The organism is Thermopirellula anaerolimosa (assembly GCF_054657335.1).
Genome location: NZ_BAAHYX010000007.1, coordinates 85,155 through 101,636, shown reverse-complemented (window position 1 = coordinate 101,636; position 16,482 = coordinate 85,155). Strand labels below are relative to the sequence as shown.

The window sequence follows — 16,482 nt, the reverse complement described above, 5'->3', positions numbered from 1 at the left end:
CGTGATTCCGCCGCCGAATTGGAACGAAGCCGCGTTTCGGCTTCGGACGCCGGGTGCCCCCAGGCCTTGCTATTGCGACGGCGTCCGGTCCGAGGAGTCCTCCGCCGTAGCTTTGCCTCCGCGACGGGCGGCGGCCTCTTTACGGAGCTTTTCCACCTCAGCCTTTTGTTGCGGCGTCAAGACGGCCTCGATCTCCGCGTCGCGCTGGGCAATCAATTTTTCCAATTGCCGCTGCAAATCGGCGATTTGGGGATGGTACTTTCGCTGAATATCATAGATGCTTTGCCGCTGCTTGTCGTCCACGACCTTGGCGTAATACATGGGAAGCCGCGGGCGAAACGCCGCGGTGGCATCGGCCTTGGCCGCGGATGTCGCGCTTTGTCCTGATGACGGCGCGGTACTCGCGCTTTGCGAGGGAGCGGCTTGCGGGGCGGGCGTTCCCGCCGCTTGCGTCGTTGCGTTTGGCTGTCCCGTGGATCCCGAATTTTCCGCCGCCGGGGCCTGCGTCAGCGCCGTTGCGTGGAAACATGCCGCCAGAATCACCCCGCCGGTCGCCGCAGCGATCAGCCCCCGCACCCGCAACACTCGCGCGAACCGTTGCATAAGACCCTCCTACCCAAAAGTCGCATACACTTCGCCGCAACACGATGCCGCCAGCTTGATTCCGCCGAATCGGAAAGTCAAGAGCCGCTAGCCCCAATTTTCGCGGTCCTCACCCAACCGAACTCAGATTGTTCCCGGCACACCGCGGCAAAGGCGGCGCATCGTCTGCACATGCCTGCGACCTCGGGGCGTTTTTGAATCGGACGAAACCGCCGTCGCAACGTCCGCTGCGATGAACCGTGCTTCCTCGCCATGATCTCCATCCCAAAGTCGATGCGTCTCTATCTTAGTCTCCATTTATGGCCGTATTATACCGTTGCCAGACGGCGGTTGTGCAGAGGTTCCTTATGACGCCGGTCGGGGCTTCCATACCGCCTGCAACCAGTTATTAAGCCTTGTTTGCCCACATTTTCTCGCAACTGAGCATGAACCCCATAAACGCACAGCAAAACGCTTCCTGCGCACATTCGACGCGCGCCTGTAATTACAAGTTGCTCGTTGAGCAAAACGCCGCTAAACGTATTGCGTGCTTGAAGATTGCTATGTATCCGATTTGTAGCCTAGCCTGATCAGTAGATCGCCCAACATTGATTCGCAAAGGGCGACCTCATCCTCCGTTAACTCTTGACGAAATCGTCCAACAGTCTGCGGCGTGATCGCTTCTCTCAATCGCGAGTGAACCGCGCGACTTCCCATCGATGTGACAGTCTTACGAAGGGATGCATCTAATTGCGATAGTTCAAACTGCTTGCCAAGGAATCTCATGGCCATGCCGAGCGAAGAGTGCGGCGAGGTTACGAGATCCTCGTATCGAATCAATAGCGCCGCCCCATGCGGCAGCATCTTCTCACACAACTCAATACACTTGCGCCAATAAGCGTAGTACACGGCCGCACCACTGTGCGCTTGGGGGATATGCGGGTGCTTGCGGGCAGAACAGTAACAATCTCGAGGGTCACGACATAGCCAAATCCATTTTGCGTTCGGGAATTTAGAAGTTGTATAACAGAACCTCCAGTAGTGTGGCCATATCTTGTCAACGAAGACTTGTTTATTTTGCTGCCGGAGAACGGTATCGGTTAGCGATTCATAAAAATGAAGGATACTACGTGAATCTGCGAGCATACGTCGCAACGTCTCCGAGTCTATTTCTGATATGCGGTATGCGTCAAAAGTGCGCAATTCAAATAGCCCGGTCGACTCGTAATCGGTGCCACCTAATTGTGAGTGGGACACGAGCAATGTCTTTAGCAAAGTAGTGCCCGATCTGGGGGGGCCAGATATGAACACGAATTCACGTGACGAGCGATAAAGCGTCAGAAAGAAGGGTATCCAGCGAGCGGTTCGAAGAATGTGCATAACGTGAATGTTCATCCGTCACGCGTTGTTCGCATTTCCCACATTTTGGCGTTGATGTGAAACTCTTGGATCGCCTTCAATACGGCGTAAATAAAGCCCGGTCTTCCATCCAGAAAACCCAGTCGCAAGAGGTAGATGTAGGCAAATCTCAAAAAGGGCCGGCAGGGGAGGTGTACCCAAAGCGCTTTCAGCCAACGTTTGCGTTCCACGGGCGAACCGAGGAGTCGCGGACGGATCGACTGCGAAAAGCCGCGGCCTTCCCGGAGTCGCAACCGCACCTTGGCGTCCCACGTGGAATAGTTGTTGTGACGCGCGATCCAGCGAGATAAATCCTTGTAATCCAGATGCAGCATCGGCTGGTACAAGAATCCGGCTTGCCCGTCCAAGACCACATGCTCGTGGACTTCGACGTCGCCGGCGGACTCAAGCTCTTCGGTGTCTAATCTTTCGTAGCGACCCAACTTGTGTTTGAATAGCCGCAGATTCCAACTGGGGTAGTTTCCTCCGTGACGCAGCCATCGGCCCAAGAAGATGAGCTTTCGGTTCAAATAGTATCCGTCGTAGCGGGGACCTCGACTGAACTCATCGCGAATTTCCCACGCCAATTCAGGCGTGATTCGCTCATCGGCGTCCAGCAATAGGACCCAATCGTTCTGAAACGGTAGATGTTCGAGCGCCCAGTTTTTCTTACGCGGTCCGCCCTTGCGAAAAGTGAATTGAACGATCTTCGATCCCAACGCGGCGGCGATCTCGCACGTGCGATCCGTGCTGCCCGAATCCACCACGAAAACCTCGTCGGCGAACCCAAGACCGTCAAGGCAGTCAGCGATGTTTTGCTCCTCGTTGAGGACCGGAACCACCACGGAAATGGGGAGGGTTCGCGACTCGTCCTTCACGTCGGGCATGCTCCGAGTGGCTTGTTTGCTCTCGCCTTTTCCTTGCGACATGGCCTTAGGACGCTCTCATACAAATCGTCAACCTGCTTTGCCACCGCGGGCCAAGTGAGATGCTTTTCGACATACTCTCTGCCGCGGCGGCCGAGTTCGCTTTTATCGGCTTGGAGGAGTCGGCGGATGCCCTCGGTTACGCCGTCGATACTGTCTTCAACGGTCATCCCGCAACCGGATGCGTCAACATAGATGTGGCTGGCGACCCCGGGCGTTACGACGACAGGCACGCCGTGGGCCATTGCCTCGACCACGACCACCCCGAAATTCTCGGATTGCGAAGGAAGGACCAAGACGTCGGCGGCTTGAAAAAGTCGCGCCTTCAATTCTCCGGTGGCAAAACCATACCGTCGGATGCGACCGTTGAGCCGTGCTGCCGCAGTGGCGTCGCGCAACTCCCTCTCCGCGCCCGCATCGGGTCCGGCGACGATGCCAACGAGATCGGGCCATTGCTCGGACAATCGGCCGACCGCCTCGATGACCCACGAGACTCGTTTTTTGGGGGTAATCCGTGAAAGATATAAGACTAACTTCGCATCACCGGGTACGCCCAATTCATGCCTGGCCGAGCGAACATCTCCGGACGCCGAAGACGGCAGAGCAACCCCGTGCGGAATAACTCGGACGTTATCGAGCGAAAATTGCCGCCGCAATTCGTCCGCCTCCGCCGGTGTTGTGGCCTGTACGGCCGAGGACGATTTCAGGTCTTGGTGCACGAACAGGCGGGTAAACCACCGCTTAAGCGAGGTCCGGCCGAGGGCCAAGCAGCGTGGCGAAAACGTGCCGGCGGGCCTCATTACGTAGGGAACGCCGAACCGCCTCGCCAACCGCGGAGTGAGGGTGGTCAAGTGACTGAAGACCCCGTGAATGTGGAGCACATCCGGTTGAACTGCTTGGTCTCTCAAGCGTCGTGCCAGCCAACGCCGCCCTTCGGGCGTCCAGGTGTATCGGGCAAAGATGCGACTTCGGCCGAAACCGTGAGCTATGAAAATTTCTGAGCCGGAAAACGCGGGATCGGCTTGCATGCGGGCACGATATTCTCCCTCCGGTGCCCACGGTTCGGCGGACTGCGCGTCCGTGGTAAGGATGGTTACGTGATGTCCGCGACGCACCTGCTCTTGCACTAAGCCCCTTAGGGCGTGGCTCGGCCCGCCGGATCGCGGATCAATACTATGGATGACGTGGAGGATGCGCCGCATGACCCGTATTCACGGGACCTTGTAAAGTTCGCTCACTCGCTGCCATAAAGACGACAATCGCCACCCACGACAGAATCGTGCCGGGAGAATTGATTGCAAATAAGGCTCCATGCATGAACGAATCCAAAAAGATATAGCACACATTCAGCCCCAGCGCCAACGCCAGCGAGTTGTTCACGTTGACAGGGCGCCAAAGGACCTGAGTAAAACGGCTTATGATCACAAACCAAAAAGAGGCAAAGGGAATGTATCCTACAATGCCCCCTTCGACGAGCCGCTCAACATGGTCGCTGTGCAAGGTCGTCCTGCCGAGACGAGCCTTGCCGACTCCCGGGATCAAATCCAAAAAAGTGACCTGGCCCGGGGCGATGGTCCCTCTCAATCGGTCTCCGTCCTCAAACAGTCGAATATAGCGAGTCATCCCGTATCCATGGCCAATGGCTGGGCTTTGCTCGAACAAAGAAAGCCCTGCCTTCCAACGCGGAATGCGACCTGTGAAAGTGGACAGAGATTCAGTGCGAACGACGTAGCCGGGGAGCATCTCCAGCGAGAGAATCTCAGCCGCAAACAATGCAGCGACAATGGCAGGGAAGAAAAGCAAGCCGGGGCGAAACTTTGGCCAGTGCTTCCACAGCCACACCATAGTGGCAAATAATCCCCCAATAATAGCGGATCTAGATCCCGAGAAGATCAACGTATAAAACAGTATAGCTAATACAAGTCCGAATAACATCTTTTGCTTTCCGCCTGCATATCTCGCCTTCCACAGGATAATGGGAAGGGATGCTGCGCAGAAGCTCCCTGTGCCGGTCGCTTTACCGAAAGCTCCGGTAAATCGGGTTTCAGGAACAAGGGATGAAAGCTGTAGGATATAGATGCCGCACCAGAGAGCCCCAATTGTGGCAGTCGCAACGAGCACAAAGACAAAACTGTGTACATTTACGGGCCTCTGAAGCCATACCCATAGTCCGATAAACACAGTGATGAACATCAAGATAAACGTCAGCAGTCGTGCGAGGCTGTATTCGGGCATCGGCGAAACGAAGCAACTTAGAACACTGGCGCACATAAAAACAAGAAGCCAGCGGTGCTCCCTGTGGTAGGGGATCCACGCGACACGAAAAATCATAGCCAGCAGCGACATTGCCAATCCTGCTATGAACCACCATCGGTGGGGGGCAAACAACCATTGGATGTCGCTAATTCCACTGAGGAACAACCCTAGGACGCAAATCGCAACGCAGATCGCGAGGGGATCTTTGAAAATGCGGCGGTATGTAAAGGAGTTGCCTCCGGAAGTGAGGGCTTGCCTGTACGTCAGTGTTCGGTAGCGAAAGTCATCCATTGTGAAAAAAGAGAACTGTAAAATCGTGCCGGTTCGTCAACCTTCGCAATACCCATGTCGATGACTTGCCTCACGCAGTAACGCGAGTAATCGTGCTCGATAGTGATCGATAGCGTATTCTGTGGCACGCTTGTAGGCGTTCCATCCCATATCGAGGCACATCTTGCGATGCGTCGCCAGGTAATCTATCTTTTCCGCAAGCTTTTCCGGGGAACGGATCGGAACAATGAATCCGTCAACTGCTTCCCTGACAAGCTCACTTGCTCCGCAATTGGGTGTGGTGACCACGGGTATGCCCGCTGCCATCGCCTCCAATACGACCGCTCCGAACGTGTCAGAAACAGTCGGGAACACAAATAAATCCGCCTGGTGATAAAGGGTCACCATTTGCTGGCGAGGTACACAGCCCACTAGTTCTGCCACCCGTCTGGTTCGCGACACTGCTTCCGGCCTGAGGCTGGAGATATCTCCCGCAACGATGACGCGAATCCGACGAGAGTTCAAGAATTCGATCGCACGGATCAGGTCTGGTAATCCTTTTCGGACAGGTGAATTGGCTGCAAAAAGAATTGTAAAAGTATCACTGTTTTCTCGGGGTAGGTGCGCCGAAAAAAAATCGGCGGTTATTCCGAATGGTAGTATTCTAACCTTCTCCAAGGGGGCATGTTCTGCGGCAAGAGCTTGCCAACAGAAGCGGGAAGGGCAAAGGATGATATCCGCGTTCAGCCACTCCTGTCGCTGACGCTCCGTGTATTCTTCCACACCTACGTTGGCCGGCCTCGGCCTGCCCCATTCAGGATATGCGGCTTCCTGTTCACGAACGAGACGATCGTCGTAAGCCAGGGGTGGGATCCCCTGATCCAGGATACGCAAGATGGGTCTTCCCGTTAGGTGTTCGAAGATTTCTTTAGCTACTGAGGAGAAGCAATAAATCGCGTTACAGGGTGGAATTCCGAATCGCAAGACTCGGCGGCAAAACCGCTGCCCCCCCCACACATACGCCCTTGGCGTTTCGCCTCGGCGTGCCGCGCAATATTTCTTCCATTTGTAGGTTAGTGCGAAGTCAGGGAAATACACTACTTTGTCCAAAGGGATTTCCGAAACTCTCCGCGTGCCGGCTCTGGCGAGAACCTTCCAAGCGACTTTGTGAGATATCCAGCTTAGGGTGCGGGTAAAGCGATGGTTACTGGCGTACCAATCGGTAAATAGCGTTTCGAGTGCATGAGCCCGAGCTAGAGCAATCGGTACTGCATAATTAAGGCGCGAGCCGATTTGGACGACCGCAACTCGAGGGACGCAACCTTCCGAACCGACGGCGGCATCGTCGCCTTGTTCGAGCGTATTTATTTCAAGCATAATCTGTACACCCAGGTAGTGGTGGACGCATTGTTTTCCCAGGAGTGGACGCGCAGATAGGCTTCAATGGGCTCTCTAAAACCACTCACATCTGTATGCAAATACTGCTGAATACCTCGACAGAGGTCGTTACAATCATCCGGTAAAACCATGACTCCCACCATGAAGCTTTTCAGAGTTTCGGCGATTGTAGGAGTGGCGGTCACCAACACGGGACGCTTGTGCGCCATAGCAACGTTGAGCACTCCACTTTGCGACGTGAACCGACTGCTATAAGGTATTGCCACCCAGTCGCAAAGCTCGAAGTAGTTGGGCACCTCAGCATCCGGAATGTACTCCGATCTCCACAAAACATTCTTAGACAAACCGAGGCGTTCTGCATAGGCGACATACCTAGCGATACCCGAGCCATCGCGAGACCTTCCCCGCCCCGCTACCACCACAAACAATCGGTCCTTAAACGGGGCCGCGGCCTTAAGGAACAGGTCCAGGTTTTTGTCGGGGCGAATGTCGCCGAAGAACAGGGCGACCTGCTTATCCAAAGGGATTCCATATCGCTTACGGAGAGTCATTTTGTCCGCTTGCGGCGGGCCGTGGTCGTACGGTCCATGAGGAACGATATGGATTTTTTCCGAGGTAACGCCCGCAAAATCGATCAGATCTTGCTTCTGATATTCGCTGTGAACGAATAAGGCGTCACAGACGCGATACAGCCTCTTGAGTTGCTGAACCTCGTATGCATGCCAAAAGAGGCCCTGAGACCGACGGACGTCGTGGGCGGTCGCCACCAGGCGAATACCCGATCTTCGGATGGCGCGGGACCACCACGCAAAGGTCACATGCGGGATGGTCGAAAGATGGAGAATGTCGGCGCCTGTCGTCTTCGCCCGACGTATCGCTCGAAGCGGATTGACAAACAAGTTCACCGCGAAACGCATTCGGCGTCGAATCGGCACCGGGTGCGTGATTTCCTTGAGGCCCATCCATAACGGATAGGTCGCCGCTTCACGATAGTGATAGCTGGGGATGCAGGCCAACTCGATGTCGAGTCCCGGTTCCACCGCCATTCGAGTCAGAAGCTCATGGACATATCGACCGATCCCTCCGCCCGGAAAGGCGAAGTAGTGCAGAACTCTGATCGTAGTCGCCTTATCCGTTGTCATTGTCGCGTTACTACGGCGTGCGCAAGTCGCGCCTTTTCGTGATAGATCGCAATGATTCTCGCAAGGTGCTGCTCAGGCAGGAATCCGCTTTTCACGGTCTCGATCGCGGCTTCTCCCATTTGACGCATGACGTCGGGCGATTCCAGTAATCGCCGTGCGGCTTCCGCCAACGCGACCGGGTCCTTCGGCGGAACCAAGAAGCCGTTCTCGCCGTGTCGCAACCACTGACGCACGCCGCCTACGTCGGAGGCAACGACCGGTACGCCGGAAGCCATCGCTTCGAGACCCACGATCCCTAATGTTTCGGGGCAGATGGATGGAAATGTGAAAACACCGGCGGACTCAAATAACGCGGCTATCTCCCCTCGTTCCGCCCATCCGCGCAAGGTCAAGCGGTCTTGGCAGCCGACGGTGCGGGCCAAATCGCAGACGCGGCGTTCGGTTATCGGCGTCAGGTCCCCGACCATTAAACCTTGGGCATTCGGGAGGAGGCTTAGCGCCCGAACGAACACGTCGTATCCCTTGATGGGTCGAATTCGCCCGAGGAAGAGAATCGTGGGTACGTCCGGCAGGGGGCGCGGCTCCACTCGCGGGCTCACCGGGCAAAAATAGGGAAGCGTTATCACCTTTTCGGCGTCGAACCCTTGCCCTAGAAGGCGTTCGCGGACGGATTCGCTTGGGCAGAGTACGGCGGCAAATCGCTCTTTCCATCGGAAAAAGGCTTTTACGCGACGATAGTAGCCCAGCGCAAACCGCGGCCTGGGCGTAAGGCAATGCTTGACCAAGGTGACGGCGAAGCATGCGAGACCGGCCTGTCGGTTGCAAATGGATTGCGTTCTACGGTGGAAAAAGCTCGCCGCCGGGCACAGATAGAGATAATCGTGGCAGGTGACTAATACCGGCCCGTATTCCAAGCATGCCCGCAACACCCCGACGTTGTAAACCCGGTGGACGTGTATGACGTCCGGCCGAATATCACGCAAGATCGCTTGTGCTCGAGTATAACCTGCGCATTCAGCCTTGCGTCCGAATTGCGAAAGCTCTCGCATCGGAATCGCCCGCGGCAGCAGACTCGCATCTCCCTGCGCATACACGAAGTATTGCTGCAACCCCTCAGCCTCAAGAGCCGGAATCAAATGGAGCAGATAGGTTTCTACGCCACCCGCCCAGCTTAGATGCTCGTTCCAGTGCAGGATTCGCACGATTCAGCTTTCGCTCGCGACGGCGTTCAAGTCGTAGGTCCGCTCACGGGAAGCGAATGCCGGCCACCCCAGTTCTTTTAGATATCGCCGCCATGCGCCGCGATCTCGCGTTGCCGAAACAAGGCGAGGGAGTAGGGGTATCAGGTCCTTATGCGCGGCGAGAAACGCTGAAAAAGGAACGCGGGACCGCCCGAAAAGCGATCGCGCCAGATTCCACGGGAATTCTACCAGCATGTAGCGCAGAAGGCCCAGCGGGCGATTATTCCATTTCCATCGGGCCGAATAGATGACGCGGTTGCGGGCGATCCATTTGGCACGACGGAGATAGGCTTTGCGGTCGGTGGTGACCGATCCGCCGAAGTGTCCCACCCGTCCGCGTGTACAAACGCCGACCTTATACCCCGCCTGAGCAATCCGCCGACAAAGATCGTAGTCTTCGTAATAACTCCCAAAGATCGGATCGAATGGCCCGGCCTTCCGTAACGCCTCGGTTCTCACCACCATAGCCGCCGCGGTAACTTCAGGCACTTCGATGAATTCCGGCAGATCGTCGAACCTCGCGGTCGCTCCCGTTTGAACCCGTTCGTACAACGCCGGGGCCGGCCTGGCGCAGGTCACAAAGGCCTCGTCCCATGCGGTGCCGTCGTAGTTCTCGATCAGCGGGATCACCGCCCCGATCCCCGAATCGATTCCCAAAAGCCGCGTGCATGCGCCGAGCCAGTCCTCCCGGGTAATCGTATCTTGATTGAGGAAGCAAACGTATTCCGCGTCCAAACCGCCGTTAGCGAGAGCGTAGTTGTTGGCGTCGGCGAACGATAGTAGCCCGGGAGTGGTGACAACGGAAATGGTTGGCTCGGCAACGTTGATGGCCTCGGTTAACTGATGATTACCGCCATTGTCCGCAATCAATATGTCCACCAAATCGGGCGGCGTCCTTGCGCAAAGAGATTGTACGCAAGCGTTGAGCCAGCGGTCGGAGTGATAGGCGACGATAATAATTTTCGCGAATGCCACGTTATGAGGTGTGACCGAGGCTAAGCTCCAATCGGTTAGACGCAAGGTGAGATTGGACCTCGTCATAGTTTTCAACACACTCTTGCAGAGAGCGAGGGTTTTGTTTTCGCATCTGCGTAGTTACTTCGAGTGGATCGACGTCTAGGAAAGGAAAAACTGTGCCGGACATAATGCTCTGTGAACTGGTCGCTAAATCCTCGTACGTGATCACAATTGCTCGTTCCCGGAGCTTGACGCACTGTGTCAAGGTCTCGTAGCGGTTCCGTGTCTTGTCGCACCACTCTTGGAATTCAGCGACGTTTATCGCGACCTTGTGTCTGTGAATCGTGGAATCAGATCGACCGACCCACTTTCCTGATGTCTTAGCTAGTTTCCATGACACGAATTGCTCTGCTAGGTTGGTACGGTAAATAATAATATAGCGAAATGAAGGAAATCGGTTTACAAGTACATCGAAAGTCAATCGGTGTAATTCGAAGTGGTAGATGTGTGTCTGGGCACCACGGCACGGACCTGGCAAGGCCTTAATACTAGTCCATATATGGCTAAGAACAGTGCCTTGTGATCTTAGAGTAAGCCGTATTCCTGAGGGGTCATATGGGTTTAATATCTCACCGGCAACAGAGATGGCGGGGTGGTGCCTTAAAAGATCCGCCAAGAGATTCGTCCCTGTACGCGCTTCGCCAATTATCAAAAAAGGCACTTGCGGCGAGCGTCGGCAAAGCGCAGTCACTTGCGTGTGCAGATACTTTAACCAGGATTTCGCGCGACGACGAAGGGTCATGGCTACGTTGTGGGAACGCGTGTAGTTAAAGGGTTATTCAGATGAGGTGTAATAAATTGACTATCTCGCGACGGAAGACACGAGGGGAAGAGTCTACAGTCTTGGATTGGCGGTGCTCACTCCTGAGAACTCCACTCCTGGAGCAAATGGCGGCGATCAGGGCCGGTACGTCCCCATACTCCACCAGCAATCCCGTTTTGCCGTCGTCAATCGTTTCCGCCAGGCCGCCCACGCGGGTGGCGACGATGGGCGTGCCCACCGCCATGGCTTCAATCGCCGTTCTGCCGAACGACTCGGAGCGACTCGGAATACAGATCAAGTCACAGGCTCGGTAGAACGCCGGCATGTCGGGGACCGTTCCCATGAAGACGACGTTGTGATCCAGCCCCAGCGTGTTTACCCGGCGCCGAAGGTTTTCGCGAAATCGCGGTTCTCCGTCCCCGGTAATGGCGGCCAAGACTTGGGGGATTCGCGGGACCACACCCGATAACGCCTCGAGGAAAAACTCGTGGCCCTTGACCGGGCGGAGCGTCCCGGGGACGCCGACTATCGGTCGATCGAGGGGCAAGCCCAACGCTTGCCGGGCTTCCTCGCGCGAGCGAGACTCTTCAAAGAAGCGGTCGTCGGCGGCGTTTGGAATCAGTTCCGTGCGATCCGCGCAGCATGATCCCAGGACGTTTTTCTGAACCGCGCGAGAAATCACCACCACGCGGTCGGCACAACGGCGGATGAAGTAACGGACCAACCGTTTTCCGCCGGGCCAGGGAGGGTGCATCTCGCCGCCGACGTCGTCGAACAGTTCGCGAATGTGCCAGATGCAGGGGATACGTGCCCGCCGTGCCGCGACCGCGGCAGACAGGCCCGTGAGATTATTGACATAAACCAAGTTCGGCCGCGCCCTTTGGATCAACGAGTCGAATCGTCGCGCCGCACGCAGGTCGTGAATCAGGCGCCGGGCACGTCGGTGCCAGGGACCTCCGCCCAGCCATTGCCCGTGTTTGATCTGCGTTACCGCGACGCTTTTTTCCTCGTACGGGGCAAGCAGGTCGCCCGATTGATGATACACCGTATGCACCTTCCATCCGGCGTCGCGGAGGGCGTCCAGCACCATCAGGCCGCTAATCGGCGAACCGGACGGTTGGAGCGTGAATTGGACGAACAGGGCTAAACCGGACACGGGGTTTCCGTTTCACGGGCGGGGACCGGCTTGCCAGACCGGGTCACGGCGGCGGCCATGCGGCGGGCAAGGACGTCGTATTCGAAACGCTCCAGGTGCTCTCGCAAGGTCGTCATCCGATCTCGCCGGTCGAGCGGCGTTCTCAAAACCGCCGCCAAACGCTCCGCCAGGGCGGCGGCGTCACCGAAGGGGAACACGCGGTCCGCGTGCTCGCCGTGCGGAAGGATGTCCGGTCCGCAACCGGTTTGGTCGCTCACGATGACGGGCAGACCGCACGCCAATGCCTCCAACGCCACCACGCCCCAAGTCTCGGACGACGGCAGCACGAAGGCGTCGGCGGCCAGGTACCAGTCGGGCAATTCCTGCGGTTGGACGAAACCGGCGAACCGCACACGCTCCGCGGCACCCGTTCGCCGGGCCGTGTCCTCCAGTTGCGGTCGGGCCGTGCCGTCGCCCAGGAGGATCAACCGCCAATCGAAGTCGGGCGTCAAGCGGGCGCAGGCCTCGATCAGGGTGCGAACGCCTTTCTTGGGTATCAGCCGACCGACGAACAGGATGACCTTGCCTTCCTTGATGCCCAGTCGCTCCCGCACCTCTTGGCGGCGGCTGAGGTGTTCCAGCGTACGGCGGCGCAGGGCGACCACGTCGGGAACGTTGGGGATGGGCACGCACTGATCGGGCCTCGCCCCGTAGTGTTCGAAATAGCGCTGTGCCAGTTCGCCGGTGGGGAACAGCCCGGTCGCGTGCCGCGTCATCCACCGCAACAGCGGTCGCTTCAGGGCCGCCTTCCAGGCCGACCGTCGGTTCTTCAGGTGCGACTCGCTCATCACGAAGAAGGGGATGTCGTGTCGTCGGGCCTGCCACATCGCCGCCAACAGCGTGGGGTGGTTGTAACCGCCGAGGATCACGGCGTCGCATTGAGCGGGGCGGACCAGGCGTGCGACCTCCGGGTTCCAGTAGCACACTTCGGTCGGACCGCGCCAGGCGAAAAAGTTGTAGCCCGGCAACTCCCGATAGGAGAAATCCCGGGGCCAATTCACACGCCATGGGCGGTCGCGACTGTCCTTGGCCAAGTAACAGACCAAGAGGTCGATTCCCGGTTGCTGGGCCACGCGGCCCCAAAAGGGGTCGCGGTAGGGCGTCGGCGCGGGAGTCAGGACGAGAACACGCGGCATTGAGATATTACACGCTATGCGTCGGAGTGGAACGTCTCACCTTGATTCGCCGAGGACTTCATCCACCTCTCGCCACATCCGTTGAATTTCCCGTCGCAGCTTTTGATTGTGTTCGTTCAAGGTGTTCTGCAAAGCGCACCGAGATTCGGCGTTACCCAGGGATTCCATCCACGAACGGACGCCGTCCAAGTCATCCACTTCCGCGGTGGCGTCCGGGCACCCGTAGTCACGCATCAATTGCCCGTACTTGTGGCTCCAACCGACGGCCAAAGCCGGTACATTTTGAGACAGAGCCCCCACCAGGGCGTGGAACCGGGAGCTGATCACCGCGTAGGCCGTTCCCAGAATCCCTTTGAGTCGCAGTGGACAACTTTCCTCCACCACATCGATTTCGAAGGCGCAGGCGTTTCGAATTGGTTCGACCAACGCCCGGTCTTCGGGTGTATGGATGAGGAGACTGGCGTTGAGGTCGTGGTTGATGACGCCTTTGATTGCTTCCGCGAGAAATGGAATATACCGTTCGGCCAGGCTGCGATCGGTTTTATCGAGCATCCGCATATTGGGCACGACAAACACCGTGCCGTTCCTTGGCTGAAATCCTTCTGGCAAAATGCCCTGCACAAGCGGCGTGAAATCGGGGGCCATCTTGATATTGGCCCGCTCCCCCACGACATCCACCAGATGGCGGTACGACTCTTCTTCCCGGGCAAAAACCAGATCGCAGTTCTCGATCAACTCCCGGCAGGCCGTTCGAATAGCGGGCGTTGTGAAGGGTCCAAAGGCCTGCGGGAGAAGGATGATCTTCTTCCCTTGTCTTTTCCATCGTCGGCAATTTCGGGCCATCTGCTGGGTAGGACGAGGACCGTGCTGGTCGCCGAAGGCAAAACCGGAGGCATCGATGACGGCGGTGATGTCTTCTTCGGCAGCCAGGCCGTATTTTTTGCGGAACGAGCGATGGGCCAGCGAGGCAACCAGCTTGGATCGACCGAAGCGTTTTTCCGATAGGAGCGTCCACAGGCCGTACTTTGCCCGATCACGAAACGGCCCAAACTGGCCTAGGACGACGAACTCGGGTGGGTTGGGCTTTGCTCGAAAGTGCTGAAGCACGGCTACGGCCATCAGTTCGGCCCCTTTGTTATGCGTTCCCGTACCGTGGAGGAGGATCATTCCTGCTCGAAGTTGTACGTCCGGAGGAGTTTGAGCGGTTTTTTGACGGACCTGGGGACCATACCTTCAGGGTCGGGCCAGCCCAGGGCAATGAGCATCACGGGACGCTCGTCGGGTTCCAGTTTTAAAAGCTCAGCCATCTTTTTTTCGCGTTCGGGAATATCCGGCCAGTTAATACAACACGAACTTAAACCGAGCGTTTCCAGGGCCAGAATAAAACTCATGGCCGCCAGGGCGGAGTCGATGTAGATCAGGTGACGGTCGCGAGCGTCGAAGAAATTCCTCAACTGGCCGACAATGACCACAATTACCGGGATCTGATGTTCATAACCGATGACGCCGTACGGGATCGATGCCGCTCGCTGAACCAGTTCGGGATCGTCAAGAATGTGGAACACAAAGGGTTGTCGGTTGCAAGCACTGGGGGATTGTGCGGCAATTTCCATGGCCTTGTCGATGAGTCCCCGCGGCACCGGCTTGGGCAAAAACCATCGCACGGATCGCCGTCTCTCGGCGAGTGCCGCCAACGCCTCGTAAGACACAGGCGGCGGATCGGATAGGTCTCGCCGGTACGGAATAAGAGGCCGGTCGCAAACGCGGCGCGGCGGCGGCAGACGGCGAAACCGCTCGCGCAGGGAATCGATCTTTGGGTGATTGCCAGTGACCGCGAAATACTCTGCAAGCACATCGTAAGTCCACTGCAATTGCTCCGCGGGAAGGCCGCCTTTACCGTTTTGGGCTGCTTTTAGGGCCGCTTCGTAGGCTTCGACCGTTTCCTCAATATAATCCAGAGCAAACACATCCCGCCTCGGCCGCATAATGAGGCCTTTTTCCAACCGGTGGGTGTTGCGACGGAGGAGAACAAACTGGGGAGTACCTATCGTCGCTTTATAAGCGGTGATGCCATGCGCCGTTGCACGCTTTTCTCTGGCCAAAAGACGGAGGTGTTCTGCCCTTTTTAGTAAAATTTGCTTGATCCCAGGCAAAGCGCGACGTAATATGCCGAGAATCCTCATGACACTGTCGCAAGATCATATCCGGAGAAATATCGCTCAATTACTTTGGTACGCCAGCGCGGAGACAAAAGTGAAAATGCTTGAACCACATGCTTTCGCGAAGCCACACCCACACAGAGCGCCTTCACCCACGCCCTAAGAAAAGCTTGCCTCATGCCTGAGAGGAAATAATAGTCAAGTTCGAGCGGTAACAGGCGTGCTTCAAGCCTTGTTCGGACATCGCGCGGGACAGCGTATTGTCGTCCCACTTCCCGTTGAAGACGATGAGATCCGTAGACTTTTCTTTTAAGTCGCTCAAGACTTTTTGCACGTGAGCGGCTATTAGGGCGCACGGTTAGCTCAACTGTCTCTGCATCTAAGTATAAACATTTGCCTCGTGCAGCGGTATGGAGCAGCAATTCAAGGTTTTGCGCGTGATATTCTGGGGTAAATTGTTTATTCGGAAGATAATCCAGGCAGTGCCGTCGATAGCAATAAGCGCCCGCAGGAATGAACATACCACATATGAGCAAGTTGTGGAGCAGCTTACTTGGGTCCTTTAACCGGGGACTGAGTTTCGGACTAGGCAATGGTTGGAAGTTCTCATCACACCTTCTGTGCTCAGAGTAGACCAAATCAACGGTGGGATTGTCCTCAAAAACCTTCACAAAAGCGTGCACTGCCCCTGGCAACAGCATATCATCGGCATCCAGGGGAAGGATAAGATCACCCGTGGCAAATTGCAAGCCGTGGTTCATCGCGACGTGAGGTCCCTGATTTTCTTGACGAAGCGTTACAAGGAGAGACGCCGCGAGGTTGAGGCGTGTCAACCAGGACTGAATAAACTGCAAACTAGCATCTGTGGACCCATCGTCGACAAAGATAATTTGCAGGCGTGTGTAATCTTGGAGCACAAGCCCCTGTAAATAGCGTTCAAGATACCTGCGTGCGTTGAACCCTGCAGTCAAGATAGTTACAAGGGACGAGGGCATTTTA

The 16,482-nt window shown here is 56.6% G+C and carries 14 protein-coding genes; all 14 read right to left on the bottom strand.

Going from position 1 to position 16,482, the window contains the following annotated elements:
* Window positions 1-69: 69 nt before the first annotated feature.
* A complete protein-coding gene (locus tag ACYQ6J_RS18065) occupies window positions 70-603 on the bottom strand; it encodes a hypothetical protein (protein WP_460185629.1) in 534 nt (177 codons plus the stop codon).
* A 540-nt stretch (window positions 604-1,143) separates the two neighbouring features.
* Window positions 1,144-1,962 carry a sulfotransferase family protein gene (locus ACYQ6J_RS18060; protein ID WP_460185719.1) on the bottom strand — a complete coding sequence of 273 codons (819 nt, stop codon included), beginning with the start codon at window positions 1,960-1,962 and terminating at the stop codon, window positions 1,144-1,146.
* Between the two features lie 11 nt (window positions 1,963-1,973).
* The gene (locus tag ACYQ6J_RS18055; protein ID WP_460185628.1) at window positions 1,974-2,867 is read right to left on the bottom strand and encodes a glycosyltransferase family 2 protein; all 894 of its coding nucleotides are present in this window, start codon (window positions 2,865-2,867) and stop codon (window positions 1,974-1,976) included.
* Complete coding sequence (locus ACYQ6J_RS18050) at window positions 2,855-4,108, bottom strand: glycosyltransferase (protein ID WP_460185627.1); 1,254 nt, start codon at window positions 4,106-4,108, stop codon at window positions 2,855-2,857. The genes ACYQ6J_RS18055 and ACYQ6J_RS18050 overlap by 13 nt, the downstream gene beginning before the upstream one ends.
* A complete protein-coding gene (locus ACYQ6J_RS18045; protein WP_460185626.1) occupies window positions 4,080-5,252 on the bottom strand; it encodes an O-antigen ligase family protein in 1,173 nt (390 codons plus the stop codon). The genes ACYQ6J_RS18050 and ACYQ6J_RS18045 overlap by 29 nt, the downstream gene beginning before the upstream one ends.
* Window positions 5,253-5,489: 237 nt before the next feature.
* Entirely contained in the window at window positions 5,490-6,326 is an 837-nt protein-coding gene (locus ACYQ6J_RS18040) for a glycosyltransferase family 4 protein (protein ID WP_460185625.1), read from the bottom strand.
* 470 nt (window positions 6,327-6,796) lie between these two features.
* Entirely contained in the window at window positions 6,797-7,972 is a 1,176-nt protein-coding gene (locus tag ACYQ6J_RS18035; RefSeq protein ID WP_460185624.1) for a glycosyltransferase family 4 protein, read from the bottom strand.
* Window positions 7,969-9,174, bottom strand: coding sequence for a glycosyltransferase family 4 protein (locus ACYQ6J_RS18030; protein ID WP_460185623.1), 1,206 nt, complete (start codon window positions 9,172-9,174; stop codon window positions 7,969-7,971). Before ACYQ6J_RS18030 ends, ACYQ6J_RS18035 begins: the two co-directional genes overlap by 4 nt.
* A gap of 3 nt (window positions 9,175-9,177) precedes the next feature.
* Window positions 9,178-10,254, bottom strand: coding sequence for a glycosyltransferase family 2 protein (locus ACYQ6J_RS18025; protein WP_460185622.1), 1,077 nt, complete (start codon window positions 10,252-10,254; stop codon window positions 9,178-9,180).
* Between the two features lie 755 nt (window positions 10,255-11,009).
* Entirely contained in the window at window positions 11,010-12,149 is a 1,140-nt protein-coding gene (locus ACYQ6J_RS18020; protein WP_460185621.1) for a glycosyltransferase family 4 protein, read from the bottom strand.
* The gene (locus ACYQ6J_RS18015) at window positions 12,137-13,324 is read right to left on the bottom strand and encodes a glycosyltransferase (RefSeq protein WP_460185620.1); all 1,188 of its coding nucleotides are present in this window, start codon (window positions 13,322-13,324) and stop codon (window positions 12,137-12,139) included. Before ACYQ6J_RS18015 ends, ACYQ6J_RS18020 begins: the two co-directional genes overlap by 13 nt.
* Before the next feature lie 36 nt (window positions 13,325-13,360).
* Window positions 13,361-14,491 carry a polysaccharide pyruvyl transferase family protein gene (locus tag ACYQ6J_RS18010; RefSeq protein ID WP_460185619.1) on the bottom strand — a complete coding sequence of 377 codons (1,131 nt, stop codon included), beginning with the start codon at window positions 14,489-14,491 and terminating at the stop codon, window positions 13,361-13,363.
* Entirely contained in the window at window positions 14,488-15,507 is a 1,020-nt protein-coding gene (locus ACYQ6J_RS18005) for a nitroreductase family protein (protein WP_460185618.1), read from the bottom strand. The genes ACYQ6J_RS18010 and ACYQ6J_RS18005 overlap by 4 nt, the downstream gene beginning before the upstream one ends.
* On the bottom strand, window positions 15,504-16,478 hold the full coding sequence (locus ACYQ6J_RS18000; protein WP_460185617.1) for a glycosyltransferase family A protein: 975 nt from the start codon (window positions 16,476-16,478) through the stop codon (window positions 15,504-15,506). The genes ACYQ6J_RS18005 and ACYQ6J_RS18000 overlap by 4 nt, the downstream gene beginning before the upstream one ends.
* Window positions 16,479-16,482 lie beyond the last annotated feature (4 nt).

Bases quoted from the DNA above. Each gene is read 5' to 3' on its own strand.
- ACYQ6J_RS18045 (WP_460185626.1), bottom strand. From the start codon at position 5,252: ATGTCGCTGCTGGCTATGATTTTTCGTGTCGCGTGGATCCCCTACCAC.
- ACYQ6J_RS18010 (WP_460185619.1), bottom strand. From the start codon at position 14,491: ATGATCCTCCTCCACGGTACGGGAACGCATAACAAAGGGGCCGAACTG.
- ACYQ6J_RS18025 (WP_460185622.1), bottom strand. From the start codon at position 10,254: ATGACGAGGTCCAATCTCACCTTGCGTCTAACCGATTGGAGCTTAGCC.
- ACYQ6J_RS18000 (WP_460185617.1), bottom strand. From the start codon at position 16,478: ATGCCCTCGTCCCTTGTAACTATCTTGACTGCAGGGTTCAACGCACGC.
- ACYQ6J_RS18060 (WP_460185719.1), bottom strand. From the start codon at position 1,962: ATGCACATTCTTCGAACCGCTCGCTGGATACCCTTCTTTCTGACGCTT.
- ACYQ6J_RS18035 (WP_460185624.1), bottom strand. From the start codon at position 7,972: ATGACAACGGATAAGGCGACTACGATCAGAGTTCTGCACTACTTCGCC.
- ACYQ6J_RS18065 (WP_460185629.1), bottom strand. From the start codon at position 603: ATGCAACGGTTCGCGCGAGTGTTGCGGGTGCGGGGGCTGATCGCTGCG.
- ACYQ6J_RS18005 (WP_460185618.1), bottom strand. From the start codon at position 15,507: ATGAGGATTCTCGGCATATTACGTCGCGCTTTGCCTGGGATCAAGCAA.
- ACYQ6J_RS18055 (WP_460185628.1), bottom strand. From the start codon at position 2,867: ATGCCCGACGTGAAGGACGAGTCGCGAACCCTCCCCATTTCCGTGGTG.
- ACYQ6J_RS18015 (WP_460185620.1), bottom strand. From the start codon at position 13,324: ATGCCGCGTGTTCTCGTCCTGACTCCCGCGCCGACGCCCTACCGCGAC.
- ACYQ6J_RS18050 (WP_460185627.1), bottom strand. From the start codon at position 4,108: ATGCGGCGCATCCTCCACGTCATCCATAGTATTGATCCGCGATCCGGC.